This is a genomic window from Streptomyces sp. NPDC101165 (genome assembly GCF_044768135.1).
GTDB lineage: Bacteria > Actinomycetota > Actinomycetes > Streptomycetales > Streptomycetaceae > Streptomyces.
The window spans coordinates 1-26,180 of the sequence record NZ_JBIWPG010000024.1 but is presented as its reverse complement, the minus strand read 5'-3'; the positions used below and the strand labels follow the sequence as shown (position 1 = coordinate 26,180).

General features: G+C 69.5%; 21 protein-coding genes. 12 read left to right on the top strand and 9 right to left on the bottom strand.

The window, feature by feature from the left end; translation table 11 throughout:
* The first annotated feature begins 10 nt into the window (after positions 1–10).
* The 6 genes from ACIRVH_RS38110 to ACIRVH_RS38085 are packed head-to-tail and all read left to right on the top strand — an operon-like array spanning position 11 to position 5,979.
* Positions 11–1,021: a helix-turn-helix transcriptional regulator gene (locus ACIRVH_RS38110; RefSeq protein WP_403963559.1), complete on the top strand. Its 1,011-nt coding sequence runs from the start codon at positions 11–13 to the stop codon at positions 1,019–1,021.
* A 21-nt stretch (positions 1,022–1,042) separates the two neighbouring features.
* Positions 1,043–2,020 (top strand): helix-turn-helix transcriptional regulator, encoded by a 978-nt coding sequence (locus tag ACIRVH_RS38105; protein ID WP_403963556.1) that lies wholly within the window; start codon positions 1,043–1,045, stop codon positions 2,018–2,020.
* On the top strand, positions 2,017–3,015 hold the full coding sequence (locus ACIRVH_RS38100) for a helix-turn-helix transcriptional regulator (protein ID WP_403963553.1): 999 nt from the start codon (positions 2,017–2,019) through the stop codon (positions 3,013–3,015). Before ACIRVH_RS38105 ends, ACIRVH_RS38100 begins: the two co-directional genes overlap by 4 nt.
* A complete protein-coding gene (locus ACIRVH_RS38095) occupies positions 3,012–4,016 on the top strand; it encodes a helix-turn-helix transcriptional regulator (RefSeq protein ID WP_403963550.1) in 1,005 nt (334 codons plus the stop codon). The genes ACIRVH_RS38100 and ACIRVH_RS38095 overlap by 4 nt, the downstream gene beginning before the upstream one ends.
* On the top strand, positions 4,013–5,002 hold the full coding sequence (locus ACIRVH_RS38090) for a LuxR C-terminal-related transcriptional regulator (RefSeq protein ID WP_403963547.1): 990 nt from the start codon (positions 4,013–4,015) through the stop codon (positions 5,000–5,002). Before ACIRVH_RS38095 ends, ACIRVH_RS38090 begins: the two co-directional genes overlap by 4 nt.
* Positions 4,999–5,979 carry a LuxR C-terminal-related transcriptional regulator gene (locus ACIRVH_RS38085; RefSeq protein ID WP_403963545.1) on the top strand — a complete coding sequence of 327 codons (981 nt, stop codon included), beginning with the start codon at positions 4,999–5,001 and terminating at the stop codon, positions 5,977–5,979. Before ACIRVH_RS38090 ends, ACIRVH_RS38085 begins: the two co-directional genes overlap by 4 nt.
* Here the strand turns inward: ACIRVH_RS38085 and ACIRVH_RS38080 are convergent.
* Positions 5,942–6,985 carry a LuxR C-terminal-related transcriptional regulator gene (locus ACIRVH_RS38080; RefSeq protein ID WP_403963542.1) on the bottom strand — a complete coding sequence of 348 codons (1,044 nt, stop codon included), beginning with the start codon at positions 6,983–6,985 and terminating at the stop codon, positions 5,942–5,944. The genes ACIRVH_RS38085 and ACIRVH_RS38080 overlap by 38 nt on opposite strands.
* Positions 6,986–7,393: 408 nt before the next feature.
* Positions 7,394–8,500 (bottom strand): sugar ABC transporter substrate-binding protein, encoded by a 1,107-nt coding sequence (locus tag ACIRVH_RS38075; protein ID WP_403963540.1) that lies wholly within the window; start codon positions 8,498–8,500, stop codon positions 7,394–7,396.
* A 296-nt stretch (positions 8,501–8,796) separates the two neighbouring features.
* Between ACIRVH_RS38075 and ACIRVH_RS38070 the strand changes: the two genes are divergently transcribed.
* Positions 8,797–10,494 (top strand): PA14 domain-containing protein, encoded by a 1,698-nt coding sequence (locus ACIRVH_RS38070; protein WP_403963538.1) that lies wholly within the window; start codon positions 8,797–8,799, stop codon positions 10,492–10,494.
* A gap of 68 nt (positions 10,495–10,562) precedes the next feature.
* Here ACIRVH_RS38070 and ACIRVH_RS38065 read toward each other — a convergent pair whose 3' ends face one another.
* The 5 genes from ACIRVH_RS38065 to ACIRVH_RS38045 all read right to left on the bottom strand — a co-directional run bounded on the left by ACIRVH_RS38065 (position 10,563) and on the right by ACIRVH_RS38045 (position 15,841).
* Positions 10,563–11,012 carry a heat shock protein transcriptional repressor HspR gene (locus ACIRVH_RS38065; protein WP_403963536.1) on the bottom strand — a complete coding sequence of 150 codons (450 nt, stop codon included), beginning with the start codon at positions 11,010–11,012 and terminating at the stop codon, positions 10,563–10,565.
* 5 nt (positions 11,013–11,017) lie between these two features.
* On the bottom strand, positions 11,018–12,184 hold the full coding sequence (dnaJ, locus tag ACIRVH_RS38060; RefSeq protein WP_403963534.1) for a molecular chaperone DnaJ: 1,167 nt from the start codon (positions 12,182–12,184) through the stop codon (positions 11,018–11,020).
* A gap of 36 nt (positions 12,185–12,220) precedes the next feature.
* Positions 12,221–12,883 carry a nucleotide exchange factor GrpE gene (gene grpE / locus ACIRVH_RS38055; protein ID WP_403963531.1) on the bottom strand — a complete coding sequence of 221 codons (663 nt, stop codon included), beginning with the start codon at positions 12,881–12,883 and terminating at the stop codon, positions 12,221–12,223.
* Positions 12,880–14,727 (bottom strand): molecular chaperone DnaK, encoded by a 1,848-nt coding sequence (gene dnaK / locus ACIRVH_RS38050; protein WP_403963529.1) that lies wholly within the window; start codon positions 14,725–14,727, stop codon positions 12,880–12,882. Before dnaK ends, grpE begins: the two co-directional genes overlap by 4 nt.
* Before the next feature lie 94 nt (positions 14,728–14,821).
* Complete coding sequence (locus ACIRVH_RS38045; RefSeq protein ID WP_403963527.1) at positions 14,822–15,841, bottom strand: MraY family glycosyltransferase; 1,020 nt, start codon at positions 15,839–15,841, stop codon at positions 14,822–14,824.
* A 194-nt stretch (positions 15,842–16,035) separates the two neighbouring features.
* On the opposite strand from ACIRVH_RS38045, the gene ACIRVH_RS38040 reads away from it, so the two are divergent.
* The 3 genes from ACIRVH_RS38040 to ACIRVH_RS38030 all read left to right on the top strand — a co-directional run bounded on the left by ACIRVH_RS38040 (position 16,036) and on the right by ACIRVH_RS38030 (position 20,953).
* A complete protein-coding gene (locus tag ACIRVH_RS38040; protein ID WP_403963524.1) occupies positions 16,036–18,318 on the top strand; it encodes a (Fe-S)-binding protein in 2,283 nt (760 codons plus the stop codon).
* A gap of 203 nt (positions 18,319–18,521) precedes the next feature.
* The gene (locus tag ACIRVH_RS38035) at positions 18,522–19,082 is read left to right on the top strand and encodes a hypothetical protein (RefSeq protein ID WP_403963522.1); all 561 of its coding nucleotides are present in this window, start codon (positions 18,522–18,524) and stop codon (positions 19,080–19,082) included.
* A gap of 17 nt (positions 19,083–19,099) precedes the next feature.
* Positions 19,100–20,953, top strand: coding sequence for a DUF4012 domain-containing protein (locus ACIRVH_RS38030; protein ID WP_403963519.1), 1,854 nt, complete (start codon positions 19,100–19,102; stop codon positions 20,951–20,953).
* A 29-nt stretch (positions 20,954–20,982) separates the two neighbouring features.
* Here ACIRVH_RS38030 and ACIRVH_RS38025 read toward each other — a convergent pair whose 3' ends face one another.
* A complete protein-coding gene (locus tag ACIRVH_RS38025; RefSeq protein WP_403963516.1) occupies positions 20,983–21,807 on the bottom strand; it encodes a class I SAM-dependent methyltransferase in 825 nt (274 codons plus the stop codon).
* A 49-nt stretch (positions 21,808–21,856) separates the two neighbouring features.
* The gene (locus tag ACIRVH_RS38020) at positions 21,857–23,314 is read right to left on the bottom strand and encodes a polysaccharide biosynthesis tyrosine autokinase (RefSeq protein WP_403963515.1); all 1,458 of its coding nucleotides are present in this window, start codon (positions 23,312–23,314) and stop codon (positions 21,857–21,859) included.
* 261 nt (positions 23,315–23,575) lie between these two features.
* Between ACIRVH_RS38020 and ACIRVH_RS38015 the strand changes: the two genes are divergently transcribed.
* Both ACIRVH_RS38015 and ACIRVH_RS38010 read left to right on the top strand, forming a co-directional pair.
* Complete coding sequence (locus ACIRVH_RS38015; RefSeq protein WP_403963512.1) at positions 23,576–25,033, top strand: glycosyltransferase; 1,458 nt, start codon at positions 23,576–23,578, stop codon at positions 25,031–25,033.
* 16 nt (positions 25,034–25,049) lie between these two features.
* Entirely contained in the window at positions 25,050–25,976 is a 927-nt protein-coding gene (locus tag ACIRVH_RS38010) for an FkbM family methyltransferase (protein WP_403963509.1), read from the top strand.
* Positions 25,977–26,180: the final 204 nt, after the last annotated feature.

Here is a 26,180-nt window from a genome sequence, read left to right as displayed (position 1 = left end):
ATGTTCCTGCATGTTCAGGACCCTGGGGGGTGGAGATTTGATAAGAAATCCGGCAGAAGCGACACATCCCCATACCATCACTGAACTGTGTGAGGGGGGACGGCGTCTCTACGCCGACGCGCTGCGCACGGGGCGTGTCGCCCGCGCGGACGTGGAGGCCGCTCCCTGTCTGATGGAGTTCGCCCTCCTGTACGTCGATCCCGACGACGCGAACTGGCTCCGCCCGGTGCCCCCGTCGGTGGCCCTGGCCCAGCGGCTGAGCCCGCTCGAGCGCGAGATCTCCGAGCGCAGGCGCACGTCCCTGGAGATCGCCGAGATCTTCGAACCCTTCATGAATCTCACCCCCGAGGGCGCGGCCCCCACCCACGCGATCACCGTGCTGGAGGGCCTGGACCGCATCAACGCAGCCCTCGACCTGGCCACTGCGCAGTGCCAAAACGAGGTGCTGACCATCCAGCCGAGCCACCGCCACGCCCAACGCAGGGTCATCGAAGGCCTGGAGCGCGACAGGACCCTGATCGAGCGTGGCGTCCGGATCCGAACGCTGTACCAGCACACGGCCAGGTACATCCCCGAGCGGTTGGCCTACGTGGATCAGTTTGCCAATGGCAAGGCGGAGTACCGCACCATCGACGAACTCGTCGAGCGCCTCATCATCTGCGACGAGGTCGTCGCCTTCATCCCCATACGGGATGATCGGCAGGTCGCTCTGGAGATTCGCCACCAGGGCCTCGTGCGCTACCTGATCAAGGTCTTCGAGTTCATGTGGAGCCGCGCCGTCCCGCTGAGTGCTGGCACCCCCTACGAGACCGCCCCCGACGGAATCACCGACATCCAGCACTCCATCGCCAAGCTCCTGGTCGAGGGTCATGTCGACGAGGCCATCGCCCGCCGCCTGGGCATGAACGTCCGCACCTGCCGCGCCCACATCGCCAAGCTCGCCCAGGCCCTGGGCAGCGGCAGCCGGGCCCAGCTCGGATTCCTCATCGCCCAGTCCGGAATCCTGAAGCAGGAGCCCTGAACCACAGGGGGAAAGCCGTCCTTGACCGCAAGAGCGCACGACCACGGACCGGAGGAACTGTGCGAAGCGGGTCTGGAGCTCTACACCCGCGCGCTGCGTGAGGGCCGGGTCCCGGCCCCGGACGCCGACGCGCTGCCCTGCCTCCTCGACGCCGGACTCCTGCAGCCGGACGTGACGGACCCGCGGCACCTGCGGCCCATGGCACCCGCCGTCGCCCTCCCCCGGCTGCTGCGCACCGTGGACGAGGACATCGCCCACCGGCGCCGGCAGGGCGACCGCCTCGCCGAGGCGTTCGAACCGCTCCTCGCCCTCACGGACCCGGCCCCGGCGGACGCCGCCGGCATCGGGATGCTGAGCGGACTCGACCGGATCAACGTCGCCATCTCCGAGGCGATGGGGCAGGCCCGCGGGGAGATCCTCGCCATCCAGCCGCACAGCCGCGGCAACGAAGCCGCGCGCAGCGCCTCCCTGATCCGCGACCAGGCGCTGCTCGACCGCGGCGGCCGTATCCGCACCCTCTACCAGCACACCCAGCGCCACGTGCACCGGGTCGCCTCCCGCTACGAGGAGCTGCGCGGCGACGTGGAGGTCCGCACCCTGGACGAGGTCACCGAGCGGCTGCTCGTCATCGACCACCAAGTGGCCTTCATCCCCGCGAACAAGGACCGCACCCTCGCCCTGGAGATCCGCAACCCGGCGCTGCTCGACTACTTCGCGATCATCTTCGACCGCCTCTGGCACCTGGCCAGCCCCATGTTCCCGGAGGTCGCCCAGCGCCCGCCCCTGAACGGCGTCACCCCGCGCCAGCGCGCCATCGCCCGGCTGCTGACCGAGGGCCACACCGACACCGTCATCGCCGACCGTCTCGGCATGAACGTCCGCACCGCCCGCCTCCACATCGCCAAGCTCGCCGCCACCCTCAGCAGCGAGAGCCGGGCCCAACTCGGCTACCTCATCGGGCAGTCGGGAATACTCGACCTGGAGGAGGAACACGAGTGAGCGCGGCCCCGCACCCTGAGCACGGCCCGGAGGAGCTGTGCCGGGCGGGGAAAACGCTGTACGAACGCGCCCTGCGCGAGGGGCGGATCAGCGGCGCGGAGGCCGCGGCGGCGCCCTGCCTGCTGCGGTTCGGGCTGCTGCAGCCGACCGTCACGGACATGGACGTGCTGGAGCCCGTCGCCGCGGCCGTCGCCCTGCAGCAGCTGCTGCGCACCTCAGCCGAGCGGGTCGCCGAGGAACGGCGGCACGAAGCCCGCCTCGCCCAGGCCTTCGAGCCGCTGCTGTGGGCGAGCGCCGGCCTCGCCGAGACCTCCGGCGAGACGCCGACGCTGCGGGTGCACAGCGGCAACGACCGGATCAACGAGGCCATCTCCCACGTCATGGCGGACGCCATGACCGAGTGCCTCGCGATCCACCCCCACCACACCCACACCCGTACGCCGCCCGAGATCCACCAGCTCGCCTACGACCGCGACCAGGCACTGCTGGACCGCGGCGGCCGTATCCGCACCCTCTACCAGCACACGCTGCGGCACGCCCCCACCGTGCAGTCCCGCTACGAACGCCTGCACGGCGACGTGGAGGCGCGCACGCTGAACGAGGTCACCGAGCGGCTGCTCGTCTTCGACCGGGCCGTGGCCTTCATCCCGGCGAACAAGGAGCGCACGCTCGCCCTGGAGATCCGCCAACCCGCCATGGTCGACTACCTCGTGACGGTCTTCGACCGGCTCTGGCACCTGGCCACGCCCATGTACCCCGAGGTCGCCCAGCCGCCGGCGCCGGGCGGCATCACCCCGCGCCAGCGCGCCATCGCCGCGCTCCTCGTCGAGGGCCACACCGACACCGCCGTCGCCGACCGTCTCGGCATGAACGTCCGTACCGCCCGCCTCCACATCGCCAAGCTCGCCGCCGCCCTCGGCAGCGAGAGCCGGGCCCAACTGGGCTATCTGATCGGCGAGTCGGGGATCCTGAAGCAGGAGGAGATATCGGAGTGACCGCGGCACCACACCGGGACCACGTCGCCGAAGAGCTGTGCGCCGCCGGGGTGAAGCTGTACGAACAGGCCCTGCGTGACGGCTGGTTGTGCGCGGAGGAGGCCGTCGAGGCGCCCTGCCTCACCCGCTTCGGGCTGCTGCACCCGGCCCACGACGACCCCGCCCGCCTCGAACCCGTCGCACCCGCCGTCGCCCTCCCCCGGCTGCTGCGCGGCTCCCGGGCCCGGATCGCGGACGAGTACCGGCGCGAGGACCGGCTGGTGGAGCAGTTCGAGCCGCTGATGCGGACGGACGGGCCGCAGGCCGCCGACACCGGAGCCGAATCCCCGCTGCTGCGCCTGCACAGCGGCACCCAGCGGATCAACCAGGCCCTCACCGAGGCCATGGAGCAGGCGCGCAAGGAGGTCCTGTGCATCCAGCCGCACACCGGCCTCGCCGGTCCGCGCGGCGAGGCCGCCCATGACGTCGCCTACCACCGCGACCAGCGGCTGCTCGACCGCGGCGGCCGTATCCGCACCCTCTTCCAGCACACCGTGGTCCATCTGCCGGCCGTGCACGCCTACAACGAGCGGCTCGTCGGCGACAACGAGGGCCGCTGCCTGGACGAGCTGACCGACCGGCTCATCGTCATGGACCGCCAGGTGGCCTTCCTCCCCGCGGACGACGACGGCACCCTCGCGCTGGAGGTCCGCCACCCCGCGCTGGTCGCGTACTTCGTGACCACCTTCGAGCGGCTGTGGCGGCTGGCCACGCCCATGTACCCACAACCGGTCCGGCGCCCCACCCTGGGCGGCGTCACCCCGCGCCGGCGCGCCATCGCCCGGCTGCTGACCGAGGGCCACACCGACGCCGTGATCGCCGAGCGGCTCGGCATGAACGTCCGCACCACCCGGGACCACATCGCCAAGCTCGCCGCCACCCTCGGCAGCGACAGCCGGGCCCAACTCGGCTACCTGATAGCGACGTCCGGGATACTCGAGCTGGAGGAGGCGGTCCGGTGACCCACCTTGAGCACGGGATCGACGAGCTGTGCGACGCGGGAGCCGACCTGTACGAGCGGGCCCTGCGAGCCGGCCACATCCGCACCGTGGACGCGGCGGACGCCCCCTGTCTGACGGACCTCGGACTGCTGCACCCGTCCGTCGACGACCTCGGCCGGCTCGAACCCGTCGCACCCGCCGCCCTGCTGAACCACCTGCTGCGCGGCTCCCGCGCCCGGATCGCCGAGGAACGCCGCCGCGAGGAGCGGCTGACGAAGCTGTTCGAGCCGCTGATGCGCGGTGAGCCCCGGCACGGGACGCACACCGACACCCCCACCCTGCGCATCCTGAGCGGCACGGAACGCATCAACGGCGCCATCAGCGACGCCATGGCCCAGGCGGCCGACGAAATGCTCTGCATCCAGCCCAACGTGCACTACAACACCGACCGCGGCCGGGTCGCGCAGACGGTGGCCATGGACCGCGACCAGGCACTGCTCGACCGGGGCGGCCGTATCCGCACCCTCTACCAGCACACCCAGCGCCATGTGCCGCTCGTCCTCGCCCGCTACGAGGAGCTGCGCGGGGAGACGGAGGCGCGCACGCTGGACGAGCTGCCGGACCGGCTCATCGTCGTCGACCGCACGGTGGCGTTCATCCCGGCCGGCGACGACGGTCTGCTCGCCCTGGAGGTGCGCCACCCGGCCCTGCTCCGCTTCTTCGTGACCGCCTTCGACCGCCTGTGGCGGCTGGCCACCCCCATGTACCCCGAGGCCGTCCAACGCCCCACGCTGAACGGCGTCACGCCGCGCCAGCGGGCCATCGCGGCCCTGCTCGTGGAAGGCCACACCGACACCGTCATCGCCGACCGCCTCGGCATGAACGTCCGCACCGCACGCGTCCACATCGCCAAACTCGCCACCACCCTCGGCAGCGACAGCCGCGCCCAGCTCGGCTACCTCATCGCACGCTCGGGGATCCTGGAGCGGGAGGAGGCGGTCCGATGACCCACCTGGAGCACGGGATAGGGGAGCTGTGCGCCGTCGGTGCCAAGCTGTACGAGCAGGCCCTGCTGGACGGCCATGTACGGGCCGTGGACGCGGCGGACGCCCCCTGCCTGACCGACCTCGGGCTGCTGCACCCGCTCCTGGACGACCCGGAGCTGCTGGAGCCGGTCTCCCCGGCCGCGGCCCTGCACCGGCTGCTGAGCACCTCGGCGGCGCGCGTCGTCGACGAACGGCGGCGGGAGGAACGGCTGGTGGAGCAGTTCGCGTCGCTGATGCGGATCGACACCCCGCACGCCACCGGCCCCGGCACCCCCCTGCTGCGGCTGCACAGCGGCACCGCGCTGATCAACCGGGCCATCACCGAGACGATGGCCGAGGCCACCGAGGAGGTGCTCTGCATCCAGTCGCACGCCGGGCTCAGCGGCCCGCGCGGCGAGGCCGCCAGCGTGGCCGCCTACTCCCGCGACCAGGCGCTGCTCGACCGGGGCGGCCGTATCCGCGCCCTCTACCAGCACACCATGCGTCATCTGCCCAGCGTGCACGCCGGTTTCGAGCGGCTGCGGGGCGACACCATGGCGCGCGGTCTCGACGAGCTGCCGGACCGGCTCATCGTCGTCGACCGCACGGTGGCGTTCATCCCGGCCGGCGACGACGGCCGGCTCGCACTGGAGGTGCGCCACCCGGCCCTGCTGGCGTACTTCGTCACGACCTTCGAGCGGCTGTGGCGGCTGGCCACCCCCATGTACCCCGAGACCGTCCAGCGCCCCTCCCTCAACGGCGTCACGCCGCGCCAGCGGGCCATCGCGGCCCTCCTCGTGGAAGGCCACACCGACACCGTCATCGCCGACCGCCTCGGCATGAACGTCCGCACCGCACGCGTCCACATCGCCAAACTCGCCACCACCCTCGGCAGCGACAGCCGCGCCCAGCTCGGCTACCTCATCGCACGCTCGGGGATCCTTGATCAGGAACCCTGAGCGCGGGCGGCGGCCCGGCGTGCGGGGGGCCGTTGAGGCCGACCTGGGCGATGCGCACGCCCAGTTGGGTACGGCTCGCCGCGCCGAGGGTGTCCGACAGGCGGGCAATGTGGGCCCGGCAGGTGCGGACGCTTATGCCGAGCCGCTCGGCGATCACCGCGTCCTGGTGGCCCTCGGCGAGCAGTGCGGCGATGGAGCGCTCGCGGTGCGAGATGCCCTCGATGCCGGTGTCGGGCAGGGGAGCCGTCAGCGGCAGGGCGAGCCGCCACAGCCGCTCGAAGACGGTGACGAAGTACGCGACCAGCGCCGGGTGGCGCAGCTCCAGGGCCATCGTGCGCTCGGCGTTGGCGGGGATGAAGGCGACCGTGCGGTCGAAGAGGATCAGCCGGTCGATGACCTCGTCCAGGGTGCGGGCCTCCACCGTGTCACCCATCAGCTCCAGGTAGTTGAGCAGCCCCTGCCCGTGCCGGGCCACATGCGTGTACAGGTCGCGCATGCGCACGCCGCGGCCGCGCAGCGCCAGCGCCCGGTGGAGCCCCTCGGTCAGCTCGGCCTCGCGCCGGATGCCGCCGGGCTGCACGGTCAGCACCTCGGTGGTGCACGCCTCGGTCGCCTCGTCCATCGCGGCCTGGATGCGGGACAGCCCGTCCAGCACACGGATGGCGGTGCCCTCGCCCGGTGCCGCCGGCGCCTGCAGCTGCCGGCCCAGACCGGCGTACCGCTCGACCGCGGCCACCGCCGAACCCACCCGCTGCTGGCTCTCCCTGACCTCGTCGTAGACCCCGCGCAGCAGCCGGGTCATGACCTCCTGCGGGGAGGTCGGCACCAGCCAGTCCATGTCGTCCGGATCAGGGTGCAGCAGGGCCAGTTCCAGCAGGCAGGGCACCTGTTCCGCGTCCGTGCGCGGCACCCGTCCCCGACGTACGGCCCGGGAATACACGCGATCCCCGGCCTCGCACAGTCGGTCGGCACCGTGTGGATGCTTCTCCGTCCCGTGCCTGGCCATCGCCCATTCCACCCCCGGCTTGCTGCCTCTTCCGCAGCGCAACTATGCGCGGCCCGGACCGGGTCCGCAACACGGCTCCACGCACCACGGGCGACGAAAACCGACGTTACGACCCGTTTTCAACCGGCCTCCGCCCGTCGCATTGCAACAAGATGATGGTGGTGGGGCGCACGCCACCGGGGCATCGTTGATCTCGCTTCCCCCGGGTGCAGCAGCACCCGGAGCGGTCCCGGTCGGACTCCCCCCGTTCGGCCGGGACCGTCGTATCGCGCCCACGGGGGTGGCGCGATACGGGAGGGCCGCTCAGCACGTGACGCGGCGGGCACCGAGACCTTCCGGCACCCGCCGCGTCATGTGCGAGCCCACTGCCCCGGCCCCGCTCCGGGCCGACGGGCCACCGCCCAGGGCCTACTTCAGGCCGATGGCCGCGCAGGCCGCCTTGTACTTCGGGGTGCAGATCTCGTCGATCGTGTAGATCCCGTCGGCGATGACCGTGTCCTTGATGCTGCTCTTGATCAGCGGGCTCACCTGGACCAGCTTGGACGGGATGGCCTTGGTGGTGGGGCTGTCCACCTTGTCCTGGGTGAGGGCGTCGAACTGGATGTCCTTGCCCTGCACCTTGGTGACGGCCATCTGGGCCGCGGCCTCGGCCTCGTCCGGGTAGGACTTGTAGACGCTCATGTACTGCTCGCCGGCGACGACCCGCTGCACCGCGTCCAGTTCGGCGTCCTGGCCGGTGATCGGGGGCAGGCTGGTCACACCGGCCGCCTTCAGCGCCTTGATGACACCGCCCGCCATGCCGTCGTTGGCGGCGTAGACCCCGGCGATGTTGTTCTTGCCGATCTGGGCGATCGCCTCGGTCATCTCGGCCTGGGCGTTCTCCGGCTTCCAGTCCGTGGTGTCGTAGGTCTTCGCGATCGTCACCTTGCCGTTCAGCTCGGACAGCGCGCCCTGCTTGAACTGCTTGGCGTTCGGGTCGGTGAGCGAGCCGTTCACCATGACGACCTTGTCGGAGGTGTCGACGTTCGAGCCCAGGGCCTCCAGCAGCGTGCGGCCCTGCACCTCGCCGACCAGCTCGTTGTCGAAGGAGATGTAGGCGTCGATCGGGCCCTCGGCCAGCCGGTCGTAGGCGATGACCGGGATGCCCGCGTCCTTGGCCTTCTTCACCTGGCCCGCGATGGCGTGCGAGTCGACCGCGTCGACCAGGATGACGTCGACCTTGTCGTCGATCATCGTCTGCATCTGGCCGGCCTGCCGGGCGGCGTCCGCGTCGGCGTTGGCGTACTCGACCTTGCCCTTCTTGTCGGTCAGCTCCTCGACCTTGCTCTTGATGATGGGGTAGTCGAACTTGTCGTAGCGGCTGTTCGCCTTCTCCGGCAGCAGCAGCCCGATGGTGACGTCGTCGCCCTTCGTCGGGCTCGCGCTCGCTCCGTCCCCCGTCGCGTCCAGCACGCCGCAGCCGGCGAGCGAAAGGGTCATCGTGGATGCAGCCACGGCTATGGCGATACGACGCATTCGAGGGCTCACTTCAGGTGCGTTCCGGACGTGGGTGCTGCTTTACGACCCAGGTGTCTGAAAAGCCAACGCGGAGCCACTACCCGGCGTCAAGCGGAACTACTTAACGAGTCCGCAACACCACGCTCCGCTGCACCTGTGAAGGAGGAGCGGAATCATCTCCAAACACCCTTTACGGACCCTCCATCCAAACGGAGTCCATGGGGAGGTAAAGATCCGCACAACCAATGGCAATCCTCGCGAGTCGTGATCACCGGCGGCCGCGCGCCGTCTCTCCGACTCGAGCAGAGGACCGAATGAACCCAGCCAGACGTACGACGAACACGGCCGTCGTGCTCTCCGCCACCGGCGCTCTGCTGAGCACGGTCACCTCCGCCGCCTCCGCCGCCCCGAGTTGCGCATCACCTTCGTACACCCGGACGTTCTACGCGAACACCACCTTCTCCGGCACCCCGAAGAAGACGGACTGCGACTCCGGGATCTCCGAGAACTGGGGCACGGGCGCCCCGGCCACAGGCCTGCCCAAGGACAACTTCGGCGTGCGCTGGAGCGTGACGCGGGACTTCGGTTCCGGTGGCCCGTTCTCGCTGCCGGTCAGCACCCAGGACGGGGTGCGGGTGTACCTGGACGGCGTGCGCAAGGTGGACATCTGGAAGAACGTCTCGACCAACCAGAGCAAGTCCGCCGACGTGACGATCCCGTCCGGCAAGCACACCTTGCGCGTCGACTACGTCAACTGGACCGGCACCGCCAACGTCGCCTTCTCGTACCTGCCCCGGCTCTCGGCCGACGCCGACAAGGTCAAGCCCCTTGTCCCGACGGGGACTTCGGTGTCGTACGACGCGGCGACCGGCAAGGCGAAGCTGAGCTGGAGCAAGAACAAGGAGATGGACCTCGCGGGGTACCGCGTCTACCGGCGGCTGAAGGGCACGTCGTTCGGCAGCAAGCCGCTCGCGACGACGAGCTCCACCTCGTACACCGACGCCACCCTCCCGAAGACGGGCGAGACCTACTCTTACGAGGTCCGCGCCTACGACCGGGTCGGCAACGAGTCGACGGGCACCGCGGACCAGGCGGTGACCACCGTCGACCGGGTGGCGCCCGACGCACCGTCCAACGTGAGCGCGGGGGGCCATTTCGGTCCGACCGACAGCACGGGCGGGCTGAAGGTCGCCTGGGACAAGGTCACGGGCGCGGTGTCGTACCGCGTCTTCCGGGCCGCGAGCGCGAACGGCACGTTCACCGCGCTCGGCACCACGGACCAGCTCTCCTACCTGGACACCTCTGCCGCCGAGAAGGTCGTCTACTACTACCGCGTCTCGGCGGTCGACACGGCGGGCAACGAGTCCGCCCAGTCCGAGACCCAGTACGGCAAGATCTGGGACAACGACCCGCCCGCCCTCGTCACCGGGCTGAGCGTCACCCCGACCGAGTACGGCTTCCATCTGAACTGGGACAAGAACCCGGCCACGGACCTGAAGTACTACGAGATCCACCGGGGCGAGGTGATGGGCGACCCGGGCGACCAGATCTGCTGGGGCGGCACGGCGGACTACGTCTCGCCCGACAGGACGTCCTACGACTACACCACGCTCCCGGACGGCGACGAGGTCTGCTTCTTCGTCGACGCCGTGGACGACCAGGGCAACTCCGCGATCAAGTGGAACGGCCCGACCGAGGCCGTGCCCGTCACCGAGCTGGACATGACGCCGAGCGAGCCGACGCCCGAGGGCTCGCCGGTCCGGCTGTCGGCGACCGCAGCGGGGACGGGCGTCGCGCTGTCCTGGTACAGCGTGCCCGACGCCACCGGCTATCAGATCTACCGCTGGAACCCGGACACCAAGGCGTACGAGAAGCTGGCGGCCACGACGGACACCTCCTACCAGGACACCGGCGCCGCCAGGGGCACCACCCACTTCTACCGGGTGACCGCCCTGCAGCCCGGCGGCACCGAGTCCGCACCCGGCGCCGACTGGGCCTCCCTCGCGCCCTGAACGACCTGAACACCCGGAGCACGTGAGAGGGGCCCGGAATCCGGGCCCCTCTCAGCTGTCACAGACGCTCAGTCGTTCTGCTGCCGCTTCGGCCGCCACACCACCAGCGCGCTGGTCTGCTGGACCTCCTGGTACGGGACCAGGTCGCGGCGGTAGGAGGCGTGGACGGCGGCCTCGCGCTGCTGCATCGCGGCCGCCGCGCCGTCCAGGGCCGACTGCAGCTCCACGACGCGGGACTGGAGCGCGGCGACCTGGTTCTCCAGTTCGATGATCCGCTTGATGCCGGCCAGGTTGATGCCCTCGTCCTGCGACAGCGCCTGCACCTGGCGAAGCAGCTCGATGTCACGGGCCGAGTAGCGGCGGCCCCGGCCGGCGGTGCGGTCGGGGGAGACCAGGCCCAGGCGGTCGTACTGACGCAGCGTCTGCGGGTGGAGTCCGGAGAGCTGGGCCGCGACCGAAATGACGTAGACCGGGGTCTCCTCGGTCAGTTCGTACGGATTGCGCCGACGGCCGTCCATCACTCTCATTCTCCCTTCGCGGCCTCGAACAGCTCCGCCCGCGGGTCCTCACCCGCGGTCGCCTCGCGATACGCCTCCAGTGCGTCACGAGCCTTCCCCGAGACGTCCTTCGGGACACTCACCTCGACGGTGACCAAGAGGTCGCCACGGCTGCCGTCCTTGCGGACCGCGCCCTTGCCCCGGGCGCGCATGGTGCGGCCGTTGGGGGTGCCGGGCGGCAGCTTCAGGGTGACGGTGGGGCCGCCGAGGGTGGGAACCCGCACCTCGCCGCCGAGGGCCGCCTCGGCGAACGTGACCGGCACGGTGACGGTGAGGTTGTCGCCCTTGCGCCCGAACACCGGGTGCTCGCCGACATGGACCATCACGTACAGGTCGCCCGCCGGTCCGCCCCGCTCGCCGGGCGCACCCTTGCCGCGCAGCCGGATCCGCTGCCCGTCGGTGACGCCCGCCGGGATGCGGACCTGCATCGTGCGCGACGACTTGGCGCGGCCGCTGCCCTTGCACTCCAGGCAGGGGTGCTCGGCGATCAGACCGCGGCCCTTGCAGTCGGGGCAGGGGTCGGTCAGCGAGAAGCCGCCGCCCGAGCCCCGGGCGACCTGCCCGGTGCCGACGCAGGTCGGGCACACGCGCGGTGTGCCGTTCTTGTCGCCGGTGCCCGAGCAGGCCTTGCACGGTGCCTGGGAGGACATCCGCAGGGGCACCGTGGCGCCCTCGATGGCCTCCGTGAAGCTCAGCGTGACCTCGGACTCGATGTCCTGGCCGCGCCGCGGCTGGGTACGGGTGCCCGTGGTCCCGCCGCGGTTGAACAGGCCCCCGAAGACGTCACCGATGCCGCCGCCGAAGCCGCCCCCGCTCTGCGCGTTGCCCCCGAAGAGGTCGCCCAGATCGAAGTTGAAGGAGCCGCCGGCGCCCGGTCCGGGGCGGAAGCCGCCGTTGCCGAACAGGGCGCGTGCCTCGTCGTACTCCTTGCGCTTCTTGGCGTCACCGAGGACGTCGTTCGCCTCGGAGATCTCCTTGAAGCGCTCCTCGGCCTTGGCGTTGCCCTTGTTGGCGTCCGGGTGGAACTCGCGGGCGAGCTTCCGGTACGCCTTCTTGATCTCGGCCTCGGTGGCGTCCTTGGGGACGCCGAGGACCTTGTAGAAGTCCTTCTCGATGAAGTCCTTGGTGCTCATCCCCGACGTCCCTCCTTCCTGTCTTCGGTGATTACGTCAGCCCTCGTCCGGGCCACCGTTCTCCTTGTCGTCGGCCGCGGGCGCCTCGGTGGTCTCCTCGGTGCCCTCCGCCTTGACGGCCTGCGCGCCGGGCTGCGGCTCGGCGACGGCCACCCGCGCGGGGCGGATGGTGCGCTCGCCGATGCGGTAGCCGGGCTGCAGGATGGCCACGCACGTCGTCTCGGTGACGTCCGGTGCGTAGCTGTGCATCAGGGCCTCGTGGATCGTCGGGTCGAAGGGCTCGCCCTCCTTGCCGAACTGCTGCAGGCCCATCTTGGCCGCGACGGTCTCCAGCGACTCGGCCACCGACTTGAAGCCGCCGACCAGTTCGCCGTGTTCCCGCGCGCGGCCGATGTCGTCGAGCACGGGCAGGAGTTCGGTCAGGAGGTTCGCGATGGCGACCTCCCGGACCGCGATCCGGTCGCGCTCCACTCGGCGGCGGTAGTTCTGGTACTCGGCCTGGAGCCGCTGGAGGTCCAGCGTGCGCTCGTGCAGAGCCATGCGCACCTGGTCCAGCTGGGCCACCAGACCCGCGTCTGCTGCTACGTCCCCGGCCGGGGCCGCCCCCTCCTCGGGAGCGGCCTTCGACTCGGCGTCTTCGGGGGTCGCGCCGGAGGGGACGTCGGGCTTCTCCTCGAAGCCCGGGGTCTCCTCCGTCACGCGGCACCGTCCTTGCGCTCGTCGTCGACGATCTCGGCGTCCACGACGTCGTCGTCGGCCTTGGCGCCACCGGCGGCGGCACCCTCGGGGCCGCCCGCGGCCTGCGCGCCCTGGGCGTCGGCGTACATGGCCTGGCCCAGCTTCTGCGAGACGGCCGCGACCTTCTCCGTGGCGGTGCGGATCTCGGCGGTGTCCTCGCCCTTGAGCGCGGCCTTCAGCTCCTCGACGGAGGCCTCGACCTCGGTCTTGATCTCGCCCGGGACCTTGTCCTCGTTGTCCTTGAGGAACTTCTCGGTCTGGTAGACGAGCTGCTCGCCCTGGTTGCGGGTCTCGGCGGCCTCGCGGCGGCGGTGGTCCTCCTCCGCGTACTGCTCGGCCTCCTGGCGCATGCGGTCGACCTCGTCCTTCGGCAGCGAGGAGCCGCCGGTGACGGTCATCTTCTGCTCCTTGCCCGTGCCCAGGTCCTTGGCGGTCACGTGCATGATGCCGTTGGCGTCGATGTCGAAGGCGACCTCGATCTGCGGGACACCACGCGGGGCCGGCGGCAGACCGGTCAGCTCGAACATGCCGAGCTTCTTGTTGTACGCCGCGATCTCGCGCTCGCCCTGGTAGACCTGGATCTGCACGGACGGCTGGTTGTCCTCGGCCGTGGTGAAGATCTCGGAGCGCTTGGTCGGGATCGTGGTGTTGCGCTCGATCAGCTTGGTCATGATGCCGCCCTTGGTCTCGATACCGAGGGACAGCGGGGTGACGTCGAGGAGCAGGACGTCCTTGACCTCGCCCTTGAGGACACCGGCCTGGAGCGCGGCGCCGATGGCGACGACCTCGTCCGGGTTCACGCCCTTGTTGGCGTCCTTGCCGCCGGTCAGCTCCTTGACGAGCTCGGCGACGGCGGGCATACGGGTCGAGCCACCGACGAGGACCACGTGGTCGATCTCGCCGAGGGAGATGCCGGCGTCCTTGATGACGTTGTGGAACGGCGTCTTGCAGCGCTCCAGCAGGTCGGCCGTCAGCTGCTGGAACTGAGCCCGGGTGAGCTTCTCGTCCAGGTGCAGCGGGCCCTCGGCGGACGCGGTGATGTAGGGCAGGTTGATCGAGGTCTCGGTGGAGGAGGACAGCTCGATCTTGGCCTTCTCGGCGGCCTCACGGAGGCGCTGGAGGGCCATCTTGTCCTTGGACAGGTCCACGCCGTGGCCGGCCATGAACTGCTTGACCAGGTAGTCGACGACGCGCTGGTCCCAGTCGTCACCACCGAGGTGGTTGTCACCGTTGGTGGCCTTCACCTCGACGACACCGTCGCCGATCTCCAGGAGCGAGACGTCGAACGTGCCGCCACCGAGGTCGAAGACCAGGATGATCTGCTCGTCCTTGTCGAGGCCGTACGCGAGCGCGGCCGCGGTGGGCTCGTTGACGATACGGAGGACGTTCAGACCGGCGATCTCGCCGGCCTCCTTCGTCGCCTGGCGCTCGGAGTCGTTGAAGTAGGCCGGGACGGTGATGACCGCGTCGGTCACCTTCTCGCCCAGGTACGCCTCGGCGTCCCGCTTCAGCTTCTGCAGGATGAAAGCGGAGATCTGCTGCGGGTTGAAGTCCTTCCCGTCCAGCTGGATCTTCCAGTCGGTGCCCATGTGACGCTTCACGGACCGGATGGTCCGGTCCACGTTGGTGACCGCCTGACGCTTGGCGACCTCGCCGACGAGCACCTCGCCGTTCTTGGCGAAGGCGACGACGGACGGCGTGGTCCTGGCGCCCTCTGCGTTGGCGATGACGGTGGGCTCGCCGCCTTCAAGAACGCTGACGACGGAGTTAGTCGTGCCCAGGTCGATGCCGACCGCACGTGCCATGGTTGATTCCTCCAGCTGACTTGAGTGGAACAGGCTCAAGTGTGCACGAGCGGATCCTTCGGGTCAACAGACCTGAGCCAGTCAGGCTCAACTCTTATCCGTTCCTTACACGCAACTGCCCTCTGACCTGCGTCGATTCCGTCCGCCGGGATTGCTGGACAGGGATACGAAGGAGGACGAGAACGGCGAGGACCACCCCACCGGCCACCCACAGCACGGCTCCCTCCCCCGTCCACCCGGCATGCACGAGCACCCCCACGAGCACCGTGGAGAAGGATCCGGCGCCGAGCAGCACGACGGCCCCCGGCGGAGTGAGCCCGAGCCGCCGCAGCCGGTGCGCGAGATGGTCCGGGCCGCGCCTGAGCAGCGACCGGCGACTCGTCCCGCGCGCGAGGACCACGAGCAGGACGTCGGCCGCGGCCACGGCACCGAGGCAGAACAGCACGCCCGCCGTCGGCCCGATCCCGTAGCCCGCGCGCGTGAAGACGGCGGCCGAGGAGAGCAGGAACCCGGTGAACAGCGAGCCGCAGGCTCCCATTCCCACCCGCGCGGGATGCCAGTTGTGCATCAGGAAGCCGGTGAGGGCGGCCGCGAAGACGCTCAGCAGCACCGCGAGCCCGTCCATCACCTCGGCGGCGGCGCAGGCGCCCGCCCCGAAGGCGGTGACCACCCCGATGGTGCCCGCGAGCCCGTCGGTGTGGTCGAGCCCCTTGAAGGCGAGGGAGGCCAAGACGATCCAGCCCACGGCCAGGATCCCGCCCCACGGGCCCGTCTCGTCGTAGGGCACCACGCAGGCCGCCGCCACGGCCGTACCGGCGACCAGCACCCGCGGGCGCAGCCGCCACACGTCGGCGACCAGCCCCAGCACGGCGACCCCGGCGCCGGCGACGAGCAGCCGGCCGACCCCCTGCCCCAGCGGGGCGACCTTGGTCCACACCCCCGCCCATGCCACCAGACAGGTGACGACCACGACGGCCACCCCTCCGGGCACCGGCAGGGGCCGCTGCCGCCGCCGGTCGACGATGCCCGCACGCAGGGCGGGCACCCGGAGCAGCGCCGCGAGCACGGCGGTGAGGAGTAGGGCGGCGGAGGCCGCGGCGATCCCATATAGCACGGATCTAAGTTAGGCGCGAATGTAGCAATTCGGTACGAATAACACGATCCGATTGCCTCGCCTGCTCAGGCTCCCCTCAGCGACCCAGATCACCTCGCCCCTGGCTACAGTGCGAGTAGGGATGCGGGTAGTCTCGAACGGACTGCATAAGTTACCGCTTAGTAATGTCCCTCGCAGGCCCGAGGAGCCCCGAAATGCAACTCGCCGCGATCATCGTGTCGCTGGTTCTGATCGTGGTCGGCGTGGCCCTCTTCGCCCGCGCCCTCCTGCAGATCTACAACTTCATGCGGCTCGGCCAGAACGTGCCCGCGGGCACGCGCACCGACGAGCCCGTCCAGCGCACCCTCACTGTGGTCAGGGAGTTCCTCGGCCACACCCGGATGAACCGCTGGGGCATCGTCGGTGTCGCGCACTGGTTCGTGGCGGTGGGCTTCTTCTCGCTGCTGCTGACGATCGTCAACGCCATCGGCCAGCTGTTCCAGGCCGACTGGATCCTGCCGATCATCGGCGACTGGGCGCCGTACAACGTCTTCGTCGAGTTCATCGGCACGATGACGGTGCTCGGCATCCTGGCCCTGATCGTCATCCGCCAGCTGAGCCACCCGCGCAGCCCGGGCCGCAAGTCCCGCTTCGCCGGCTCCAACTTCGGCCAGGCGTACTTCGTCGAGGCCGTCATCCTCATCGTCGGCGTCTGCATCTTCATGCTGCACGCGCTCGAGGGCGCACAGCACCACGTCGACAGCTACGAGGCGTCCTTCTTCATCTCGTACCCCGTGGTGTCGTGGCTGAAGGGCATGGACGTCTCCACGCTCCAGAACCTCACCTACTTCTTCGCCGGCCTGAAGATCGCGACCTCCTTCATCTGGATGATCACGGTCGCCCTGAAGACCGACATGGGTGTCGCCTGGCACCGCTTCCTGGCCTTCCCGAACATCTGGTTCAAGCGGAACGCCACCGGTGAGACCTCCCTGGGCGCCCTGCTCCCGATGACCTCCGGCGGCAAGCCGATCGACTTCACCGATCCCGGTGACGACGACGTCTTCGGTGTCTCCCAGGTCGAGCAGTTCTCCTGGAAGGGTCTGCTGGACTTCTCCACCTGCACCGAGTGCGGCCGCTGCCAGTCGCAGTGCCCGGCCTGGAACACCGGCAAGCCGCTGTCCCCGAAGCTCCTGATCATGTCGCTGCGCGACAACGCCCACGCCAAGGCGCCCTATCTGCTCGCGGGTGGCGGCAAGACCGTGGAGGGCGAGGAGAAGGCGTCCGAGGAGCAGCTGGCCGGTGTGCCCGCCGCGGCCCTGGCCGAGGCCGAGCGCCCGCTGATCGGCACCGCCGAGGAGAACGGCGTCATCGACCCGGACGTCCTGTGGTCCTGCACCACCTGCGGCGCCTGCGTCGAGCAGTGCCCGGTGGACATCGAGCACGTCGACCACATCGTCGACATGCGCCGCTACCAGGTGATGATCGAGTCCGCGTTCCCGTCCGAGGCGGGCACGATGCTCAAGAACCTGGAGAAGAAGGGCAACCCCTGGGGCCTGGCCAAGAAGCAGCGCCTCGAGTGGACCAAGGAGGTCGACTTCGAGGTCCCGGTCGTCGGCAAGGACATCGAGGACCTCACCGAGGTCGAGTACCTGTACTGGGTCGGCTGCGCCGGTGCCCTGGAGGACCGCGCCAAGAAGACCACGAAGGCCTTCGCCGAGCTGCTGCACATCGCGGGCGTGAAGTTCGCGATCATGGGCGGCGACGAGAAGTGCACCGGTGACTCCGCCCGCCGCCTCGGCAACGAGCCCCTGTTCCAGGAGCTCGGCATGGAGAACGTGGCCGCTCTGAACATGGCCTTCGGCGAGTCCCTCAACGAGGAGGGAGAGGTGGACGAGTCGACCAAGAAGCCGAAGTCCGCGAAGAAGATCGTCGCGACCTGCCCGCACTGCCTCAACACGATCGGCAACGAGTACCCGCAGCTCGGCGGCGACTACGAGGTCATCCACCACACCCAGCTGCTGCAGCACCTGGTGGACGAGGGCAAGCTGATCCCGGTGACCCCGGTCGAGGGCATCATCACGTACCACGACCCGTGCTACCTGGGCCGCCACAACAAGATCTACACGCCCCCGCGCGAGATCATCGGCAAGGTCCCGGGCCTGCGCAACGAGGAGATGCACCGCCACAAGGAGCGCGGCTTCTGCTGTGGCGCCGGTGGCGCGCGGATGTGGATGGAGGAGCGGATCGGCAAGCGCATCAACAACGAGCGCGTCGACGAGGCCCTCTCCCTCAACCCCGACATCGTCTCGACCGCCTGCCCGTTCTGCCTCGTCATGCTGACCGACTCGGTCAACGGCAAGAAGAACGAGGGCAAGGCCAAGGAGTCCATCCAGGTCGTGGACGTGGCCCAGCTGCTCCTGGAGTCCGTCAGGACGCCGGTCGACCCGGCGGGCGAGCCGGAGACCGAGAGCGAGCCGGAGCCGGAGCCGGTGAAGTAACCGGCCGACGCCGCGCGACACGGACGATGCCCCCATGCCCGTTCCGGGTGTGGGGGCATCGTCGTCCCTTCGCGCTACACCATCCGGTGCCTTGTGCGCGCCATAGCGTTATTCATCCGCTGGATTTCCTATTTATTCCACTATCCAGGTCTTGAGCAGTGCCGCACCGCAGCCAGGCCCTACGCAAGTCGAGGAGAGTGGAAATGACGACATCGCCGAGACGGCGATCTGCCCTGGCCTCCGCCGCCACGGCTGCTGCGCTCCTCGCAGCAGCCGTGGCAGGCGTAACGTCCGCCCACGCCCAGGACGACCCCTATCCGCCGCATCCGACCCACACGACGTGCCCGCCGTACCCGCCGAAGCCACCGAAACCGCACGACGAGCACGGAGACCACGACAACTCGTCGCACGACGGGTACGGGAGCTACGGCGACCCGTGCGACGGGTACGGGGGCTACGGCGACCAGTCGCACGACGACAACGGGAGCTACGGCAACCAGTCGAACCACGACAACAACGAGAGCTACGGCAACCAGTCGAACCACGACGACAACGGGAGCTACGGCAACCAGTCACACGACGACAACGGGAGCTACGGCAACCAGTCACACGACGACAACAACGCGGACCAGAACGACTCTGCGCACCTCGCGCACACCGGTGACGACGCCAAGAAGGAACTGGTCCTGGGCGGCGTGGCGGCCGCTCTGGTCGCAGCGGGTGTCGGCGCCCTGGCCGTCGCACGCCGTCGCCGCAACTCATGACGTTGCCGAGAGCACGTATGGCCTTCCCCTGGCGTCCCGGGCGTGCCCGGGACGCCGGCCGGGCACGCCGGAACATCCACGGCCGTGCGGCCAGGAACGTGCTGGTGGCCGCCGCTGTTCTTCCCCCAGCGGCGGCCGCCTGGATCGGCGTCACCGGCTGGCTCGCCCACAACGAACTCCTTGCCGCCCAGCACGACCTGAACGCACTCCGGGGATCGGTCGCGACCGCGGCCGATCCCCGCCCCACTGCGGCGGTCGCCGCGGGGGCCCCGGCGGAGTCCCGGCAGGAGCGACTGCTGCGTTCCGCGGCCGCACACACCGCCTGCGCACACCACCTCACCACCGGCCCCGCCTGGTACACAGCCGCCCGGCTGCCCTTCGTCGGCGGCCCCTTCGAGACCGTGCGGGGCATCGCACAGGCCTCGGACAGCCTCACCGAAGACGTGCTGCAGCCGCTCGTACGAGCCGTCCCCCAACTCTCGGCGGGCGCTCACGCAGGCGGCGTCCCTCACGTTCTCAGCGAGCTGGAGAGCGAGGCTCCGGCGTTCACCCGAGCCGCGCGTGTCGCGGCCGGAGTGCGGGACGACACCCACCGGCTGCCCCGCTCCACCTGGCTGCCGGCGGCCGATCGCGGCCGTGCCCAACTGCTCCATCAGCTCGACCGGCTCGTCCCGCAGACACAGGACGCCGCCGTCGCATCGCGTGTGGTGCCGTCCATGCTCGGGGCGCACGGCCCACGCCGCTATCTCCTCTCCTTCCAGAACACAGCCGAATCGCGGGGCACTGGCGGCCTCCCAGGAGCCTTCGCCGTGCTGCGGGCCGACCGGGGCCGCCTGTCCTTCGAGCGCTTCGGCAACGACAACGAGATGGACGGCGTCCACGCGGACGTGAACCTCGGAGCCGAGTTCGTGGACCGATACGGGAACAACGAACCGGCCGCCGTCTGGCAGAACTCCAACATGAGCCCGTACTTCCCGTACGCGGCCCGCCTCTGGACCGCGTACTGGCGTGCGCACACCGGCCAGCGCCTGGACGGCGCGATCGCCATCGACCCCGGCACGCTGGGTCTTCTTCTGCGTGCCACCGGGCCGGCCCGGATGCCCGACGGCACCGCACTCACCGCCGAGAACGCCGTGGACCTCACCGAGCGGGCCGCCTACGCGAAGTACGCTGATCTCGCCGAGCGCAAGGCGTTCTTCGTCCAGGCCGCTCGCGCCGCCGCCGGACAGCTGATGAGCGCGGCCGACGACCCGCACCTGCTTCCCGCGCTTCTGAGCGCCGTGCACGACGTGCAGCGGGAAGACCGCATGCAGCTGTGGAGCGCACACACCGCCGAGGAACGGCTACTGGTGTCACGGGCGTTCGGAGGTGCGATCCTCGATGCGCCCGGCCCTCTCGCGGGGCTCGTGGTGAACAACGCGGCCGGCTCCAAGCTGGACTACTACCTCGACCGGAGCCTGGTCTGGGCACCCGGTGCCTGCACGAACACCACCCGATCGGTCACCGCGACCGTGACGCTCACCAACCGGGCACCGGCCTCGGGCCTCCCCTACTACGTCACCCAACGGGGCGACGTCCCGCCCTACCGCACGCTCCCCGGCGACAACCGGCTGCTGGTGTCCTACTACGCCAGCGAGGGGGCGACGCTGACGCGGGCCACTTTGGACGACCACCAGGCCGACCTGATCCCCGGCGTCGAACGCGGCCACCCGGTGTACACCCTCGATCTGGAGCTGCCCCGGCAGTCCAGCCGCACGCTGGTGCTGCACCTGCGCGAGCCCCGGGCCGACCACGCCCCGGCAATTCTCCGGCAGGCCCTGGTGACGCCGCTGCAGGCCACGGTGAAGCCCGCGGGTCCCTGCCGCGCCTGAGCCGGCGCGGCCACGGCCTCACGGAGCCGTCATCCGTCTTCGGCGGGCTTCCGGTCCCGGGCGACGATGCCGAAACTGGTGGAGGGACCGTACCGCTCGCCGACTGCCTGGAGCGTGGGGGACTGGGTCGACCAGTACTGTTCCGTCTCCACGCGCGCGAAGGGCCCCAGCAGCAGCGTCCGCAAGGCCTCTTCGTCCACGCCCTTGCGCACGATGTGGTACTCGGACATGTCGGCCGGATTGGACGGGTCATGGATGCCGCGCAACCGCCGCATCCGGGTCGCCACGCCCCGCCGCAGTTCGCCCTGGCCGACCCGCCACCAGAAGTAGGCGGCCCGGTCGGCCCCGAGGGAGAGCGCCGAGCGGCGCGGGTACCAGAGCGGATCCTGGAAGCTGAAGAAGAACCCACCCGGCGTGATGCGCCCCGTCAACCTGGCGACGCTGTCGAGGTAGTCGGGGATGTGGTGAAGGACCGAGATGCACACCACCGCGTCCACCGGACCTCCCTGGTGAGCGGCTTCGCCCGTCAGGTCATGCACGACCTGTACGCGTGGGCTGTGCCGGTAACGGTGAGCGAGGAACTCGGCGCTCGGCGCACTCATCTCCGTGACCTCGACCTCGGCTCCGGCCGCCAGCAGATGGTCGGTGAACGCGCCGTGACCGGCACCGACTTCGACGACCCGGCACGCGCCCTGCCGGTCGATGACCTCGCCGACGAGCCCGTGGATGCGGCGCACGATGCGGTCCCTGATCCCGTGGTGCAACAGATGCGGCGAGCCCTTGGCGTAGTCGTGCCCTGTTCCGTGTTCAGCCTCCTGCAGTGAGGCCATGCCAGGAGTGGTGTCGGTGCTCATGCGGTTTCTCCGTGGATACGACTGTGGACGGTGTTCGTTGAGAGACGGGTCACTTCTTGTCGGCGAAGGACCGCGGAGCGAGTGCGGCGGGGCTCCCGGAGCCGACCGGCGGACGGGGCCCCGGCAATTCCGCCGCGCCGTAGCCGTAGCCGTAGCCCCTGCTCTTGAAGGCGGAGGACATGCTGAGAACGGTGCCGAGGACACGGACACCCATCCGGTTCAACGACTCGGCAGCGCTGCAGATCTGGTCACGGCCGGTCCTGGAGGCGCGTACGACGAGCAGCACGCCCTGGGCGAGCGGGGCCAGGCCGAGGGTGTCGGCGACGGGGAGCAGCGGCGCACTGTCCACGATGACCACGTCGTAGGCGTCCGCGAGTTCACGCAACAGCCGGCTCATCCGGCCCGAGGAGAGAAGCTCGGTCGGGTTGGGCGGCACAGCACCACTGGTGAGCACGGCGAGCCGGCCCGCGGCCCGCTGCATCACGTCCTCGACACGGACCTGGCCGATCAGCACGGTGGTCAGTCCCGCGTCCTGGACGAGGCCGAAGGTACGTGCCACGCACGGGCGGCGCAGGTCGGCGTCGACCAGACAGGTCCGAAGACCGGCATCGGCGAGCGAGAGGGCCAGGTTGGCGGCGGTACTGGTCTTTCCCTCGCCGGGCACCGGGCTGGTCACGACGATGACCCGCGGACGATCGTCGACCTGCGCGAACTGGAGGTTGGCGCGTAGCTTGCGAAATGCCTCCCCGCGCGCGAAGTTGCCGGCGGTGCCCATCACGACCCGCTGCTGGGTCGCTCTCTTGTCGTACGGGATGGAACCGAGAACCGGCAGCGCGGTCAGGTCGCCGAGCGCCTCGCTGGTCTTGATGGTGGTGTCGAGCGCCTCGCGCAGGGCGATGGCTGCCCCGCCCAGCAGGAGGCCGCCGAGCACTCCGGCCACGAAGTCGAGCAGGCGGTCCGGTGACACGGGGCTCGCGGGGACGCCGGCCTCCTGGGTGATACCGAGCGAGACCGGGGAAGCGAGGGGGACGGGGCTGCGCTCCCTGGCGGGTGCGGCTGCCCGCTTCAGCGTCTCCAGTCGCTCGACGACGGTGACGAAGTGCTTCGCGACGGCGTCGGCGATGCGTGCCACGCGTGCCGGAACCGTGTCGCGCACCCTGATGTTGATGAGCACGGTGTTGAGCGGAGCGTCGGCGCTGATGCGGGACGCGAGTTCTTCCGGTGTGTCGCTCAGCCCCAGCTCGCGTACGACGGGCTGGGTGACCCGGCGGGTGGCGACGATCGCCGCGTAGGACTGGACCCGTGCCTGCGAGAAGGTCTGCCCCTGGTTCAGGTCGGCGGAGTCCGCGCCGTCAGTTCGGGTGGCGACGAAGAGCTGAGTGCGGGCTTCGTAGACCGGCGTGGTCAGCGCGGTTACGGCCTGGCTCGTACCGATACCGAGCAGCAGACAGATCAGGGCTGTCGGCCAGCGTCTGAAAAGTACTTTGAGATATCCGTGACGTTCCAACGCCTACCCCTCACAGGGCCGATCGGGTCCGTTTTGCCCAGTTCTTTCCCGTATGACCCGCTCAGAATAGGCACAATGGGCCGACACATCCGGCAGCCATGACCGCAACGACACGTCACCGGCCGCGCGGTCCGCCGCAGCGGGGCGCCGATCGGGGGAACGGTCAGCGAAACGCGCAATAAACGATATTCCACTGATGAGCCGGACTTTACTCTCAGGCAGATCGGGTCTTGGGATTCCGTCGCAGGCGGAGAGGACTTCATGCGCCACAAGAGGATGAAAAAAACGGGATCCCTTTACGTCTCCTCGGTGGCAGGCGAAGTCGAGAAGCGCTCCACCAGTAACAGCCCGGCCGAGTCCGGACCACATACCACCTCACGCGGACTGCGTATCGTCCTGGTCGCGTTCGGCTGCGATCCGACCCGTGGCAGTGAACCCGCCGTCGGGTGGGGCTGGGCCGAAACACTCGCGAGACGCGGACACACCGTAGACGTGCTGACTTACCCCTACTCCGACAACGCCGAGCATATTATGCGTCGAGTAGCGGAAATGGGGGATGCGGGAAAGCGGATCAACCTGCACGTCATCGCGGCACCGCCCACCCCCGCATGGACTCGAATGCTGCCCGGATGGCTGAGGGGCATGGCTGCAGATTTCCTGCGCTACGACGGTTGGCAGCGCCGGGCATTGGCTTATGCCCGCAGCCACGGACTCGATGAAGCCGACCTCGTACATCACGTCTCGTACGGATCCCTGCAAGGCGGATGTGCCCTGCATCGCCTGGGACCGCCGTTGGTGTTCGGCCCCGTCGGCGGCGGCCAGACCGCACCGCGCAGTCACCGGCGTTACCTGGGCGCCGCGTACTGGCAGGAAGCGGTGCGGACGCTGCGGATTCGACGCCTCAGCCGCCGGCCGTTGTGCCGTGCGACACTCGGCGAGGCGGCGGTCGTACTGGCCACCAACCGGGACACACAACGAGTGACTCGCCGCCTGGGCCGTACCGATACCCGTCTGATGCTCGCCGACGGCATCCATGAGTCGCTGCTCCGGGAGTCGGCGGAGGGCGAACGGGTCCGGCCCCCCGGCCCTCCTACCGTTCTGTGGGTGGGGGGTCTGATCCCGATCAAGGCCCCCGAGCTGGCGCTGCGCACCATCGCCCATCTGCGGTCAGAAATTCCTGATGTGCGCCTCGTGATCCTCGGCGACGGCCCTCTGCGACACGCCCTGGAACAACTCGCGCTACACCTGGGAGTAGACGAGTCCGTCGAATTCCGTGGCCGATTGCCCTGGAGCCAGGTTTTCACGGTCTACGATCAGGCCGACGCGTTTCTGATGACCAGCCTGCGGGACTCCTCCAGCATGCAGTCATTGGAGGCGTGCGCCAGAGGTGTACCCGTGGTTCATCTCGGCCACCAGGGCATCGGTGATTTCTCGGCACCGGGCGGGGCGGTCTCCGTACCGCTCGGCAGTTCAGCCGATCTGCCACAACGTCTCGCGTCGGCACTCGGCGGTGTGCTCAATGACGAGCAAACACACCGCTGCATGGAACACGCAGCGCTGGCGTGGGCACGGAAACACACATGGACAGCAAAAGCGGAGATCGCCGAAAAAATCTATCGCGCCATTCTTCCCGTCGACAGGCCGTCTGCTGCCACTTCGGCTGCGGAACTCCGCGAACAAGGCGTAGCAGAGGCCACCGTCCCCTCAATGCCCAACTGAAAGAGTGCGGTGAAATATGACCCTTCTCGGCAAGGCTCTGTGGGCGCTGCGTCATCCCGCGCCCCACACGTCCGCGGCAACCATGATCACCCGACTGGCGGTCTGGCGGGCGCGCACAGCCCTGCACATGGGCGCCACCGTGTCGCTCCCCGGGCCGCGCATGGCGTTCTGGTGCCCTCCCGAGTGGCGCGGCAACGCCAAGATCGCGTATGTGTGGCGCGACGACTACGAAATCGAAGTGTCCCAACTCCACCGCTGGGTCCGGCCCGGGGACGTGGTCATGGACGTGGGCGCTCATTACGGCAGCTACACCCTGCCTCTCGCCGGCCTGGTCGGTCCTCAGGGGCTGGTGCTGGCAATGGATCCGTTCGGCCACGCGCGTTCCGTTCTACAGCGGAACCTCGAGATCAACGATCTGCACAACGTGCAGATCCTCCCTGTGGCCGCCGGCGCTCAAGCCGGACACGCCACCCTCCACATGCACGACGACCGGTCACGTGCTTCGCTGCACGCGTCTTGCGGAAACAGGCCGGAGACCGAGCAGGCCGTGATGGTCCGGCTCGACGACGTGGTACCGCCGGGGCGCCGCATCGCCCTCATCAAGATGGACATCGAGGGCTATGAGGCTCAAGCCCTGCAGGGCGCCGAGCAGATCCTCGAGCGGGACCGCCCTGTCGTGATCTTCGAACTCGTGTGGCGGAAGCCCGGAGCCGCCGCGCCGGATCGAACCGCGTGGGATCTTCTGGCAGCCTGCGGCTACCGAATGCACCGCTTCACGGACCAGGGAGAGTTGCGCCGCGTGGAAGGCCCCGAGCAGCACTGCGGCTCGACCTGCAACGTCGTCGCCGTGCATCCGGACAGTCGATCAGACATCGGCGTGGTGCCGGCACAGACGGAGGCTCGCGCCGAGCTCCAGGGTCACACGCCCACACAGCGGGGGTGAGATCCCGGCGTTCCCCAGGGCCGAAAGAAACTCAAGAGTCGTAGCGTGGTGTTCAGGATGTGCCTGGGCCGGAGCAGCTGAAGGCGTGGTTCGCCGAGGCTGCCCGGCCCTTGGGTCTGCTGCACGATCGGGTGACATCTGAACTGGCTTGCCCTGTGGGGCGGGTGGGAAGGATGTCGCTGTGCCCAAGCCTTATCCGCAAGA

What these genes read in the sequence shown, in the direction of transcription:
- ACIRVH_RS38035 (WP_403963522.1), top strand. Translation starts at nt 18,522, where the DNA reads ATGACGACATCGCCGAGACGGCGATCTGCCCTGGCCTCCGCCGCCACG.
- ACIRVH_RS38065 (WP_403963536.1), bottom strand. Translation starts at nt 11,012, where the DNA reads ATGGACGGCCGTCGGCGCAATCCGTACGAACTGACCGAGGAGACCCCG.
- dnaJ (WP_403963534.1), bottom strand. Translation starts at nt 12,184, where the DNA reads ATGAGCACCAAGGACTTCATCGAGAAGGACTTCTACAAGGTCCTCGGC.
- ACIRVH_RS38010 (WP_403963509.1), top strand. Translation starts at nt 25,050, where the DNA reads ATGACCCTTCTCGGCAAGGCTCTGTGGGCGCTGCGTCATCCCGCGCCC.
- ACIRVH_RS38030 (WP_403963519.1), top strand. Translation starts at nt 19,100, where the DNA reads ATGGCCTTCCCCTGGCGTCCCGGGCGTGCCCGGGACGCCGGCCGGGCA.
- ACIRVH_RS38040 (WP_403963524.1), top strand. Translation starts at nt 16,036, where the DNA reads ATGCAACTCGCCGCGATCATCGTGTCGCTGGTTCTGATCGTGGTCGGC.
- ACIRVH_RS38075 (WP_403963540.1), bottom strand. Translation starts at nt 8,500, where the DNA reads ATGCGTCGTATCGCCATAGCCGTGGCTGCATCCACGATGACCCTTTCG.
- ACIRVH_RS38025 (WP_403963516.1), bottom strand. Translation starts at nt 21,807, where the DNA reads ATGAGCACCGACACCACTCCTGGCATGGCCTCACTGCAGGAGGCTGAA.
- ACIRVH_RS38015 (WP_403963512.1), top strand. Translation starts at nt 23,576, where the DNA reads ATGCGCCACAAGAGGATGAAAAAAACGGGATCCCTTTACGTCTCCTCG.
- ACIRVH_RS38085 (WP_403963545.1), top strand. Translation starts at nt 4,999, where the DNA reads ATGACCCACCTGGAGCACGGGATAGGGGAGCTGTGCGCCGTCGGTGCC.
- ACIRVH_RS38110 (WP_403963559.1), top strand. Translation starts at nt 11, where the DNA reads ATGTTCAGGACCCTGGGGGGTGGAGATTTGATAAGAAATCCGGCAGAA.
- ACIRVH_RS38080 (WP_403963542.1), bottom strand. Translation starts at nt 6,985, where the DNA reads ATGGCCAGGCACGGGACGGAGAAGCATCCACACGGTGCCGACCGACTG.
- ACIRVH_RS38070 (WP_403963538.1), top strand. Translation starts at nt 8,797, where the DNA reads ATGAACCCAGCCAGACGTACGACGAACACGGCCGTCGTGCTCTCCGCC.
- dnaK (WP_403963529.1), bottom strand. Translation starts at nt 14,727, where the DNA reads ATGGCACGTGCGGTCGGCATCGACCTGGGCACGACTAACTCCGTCGTC.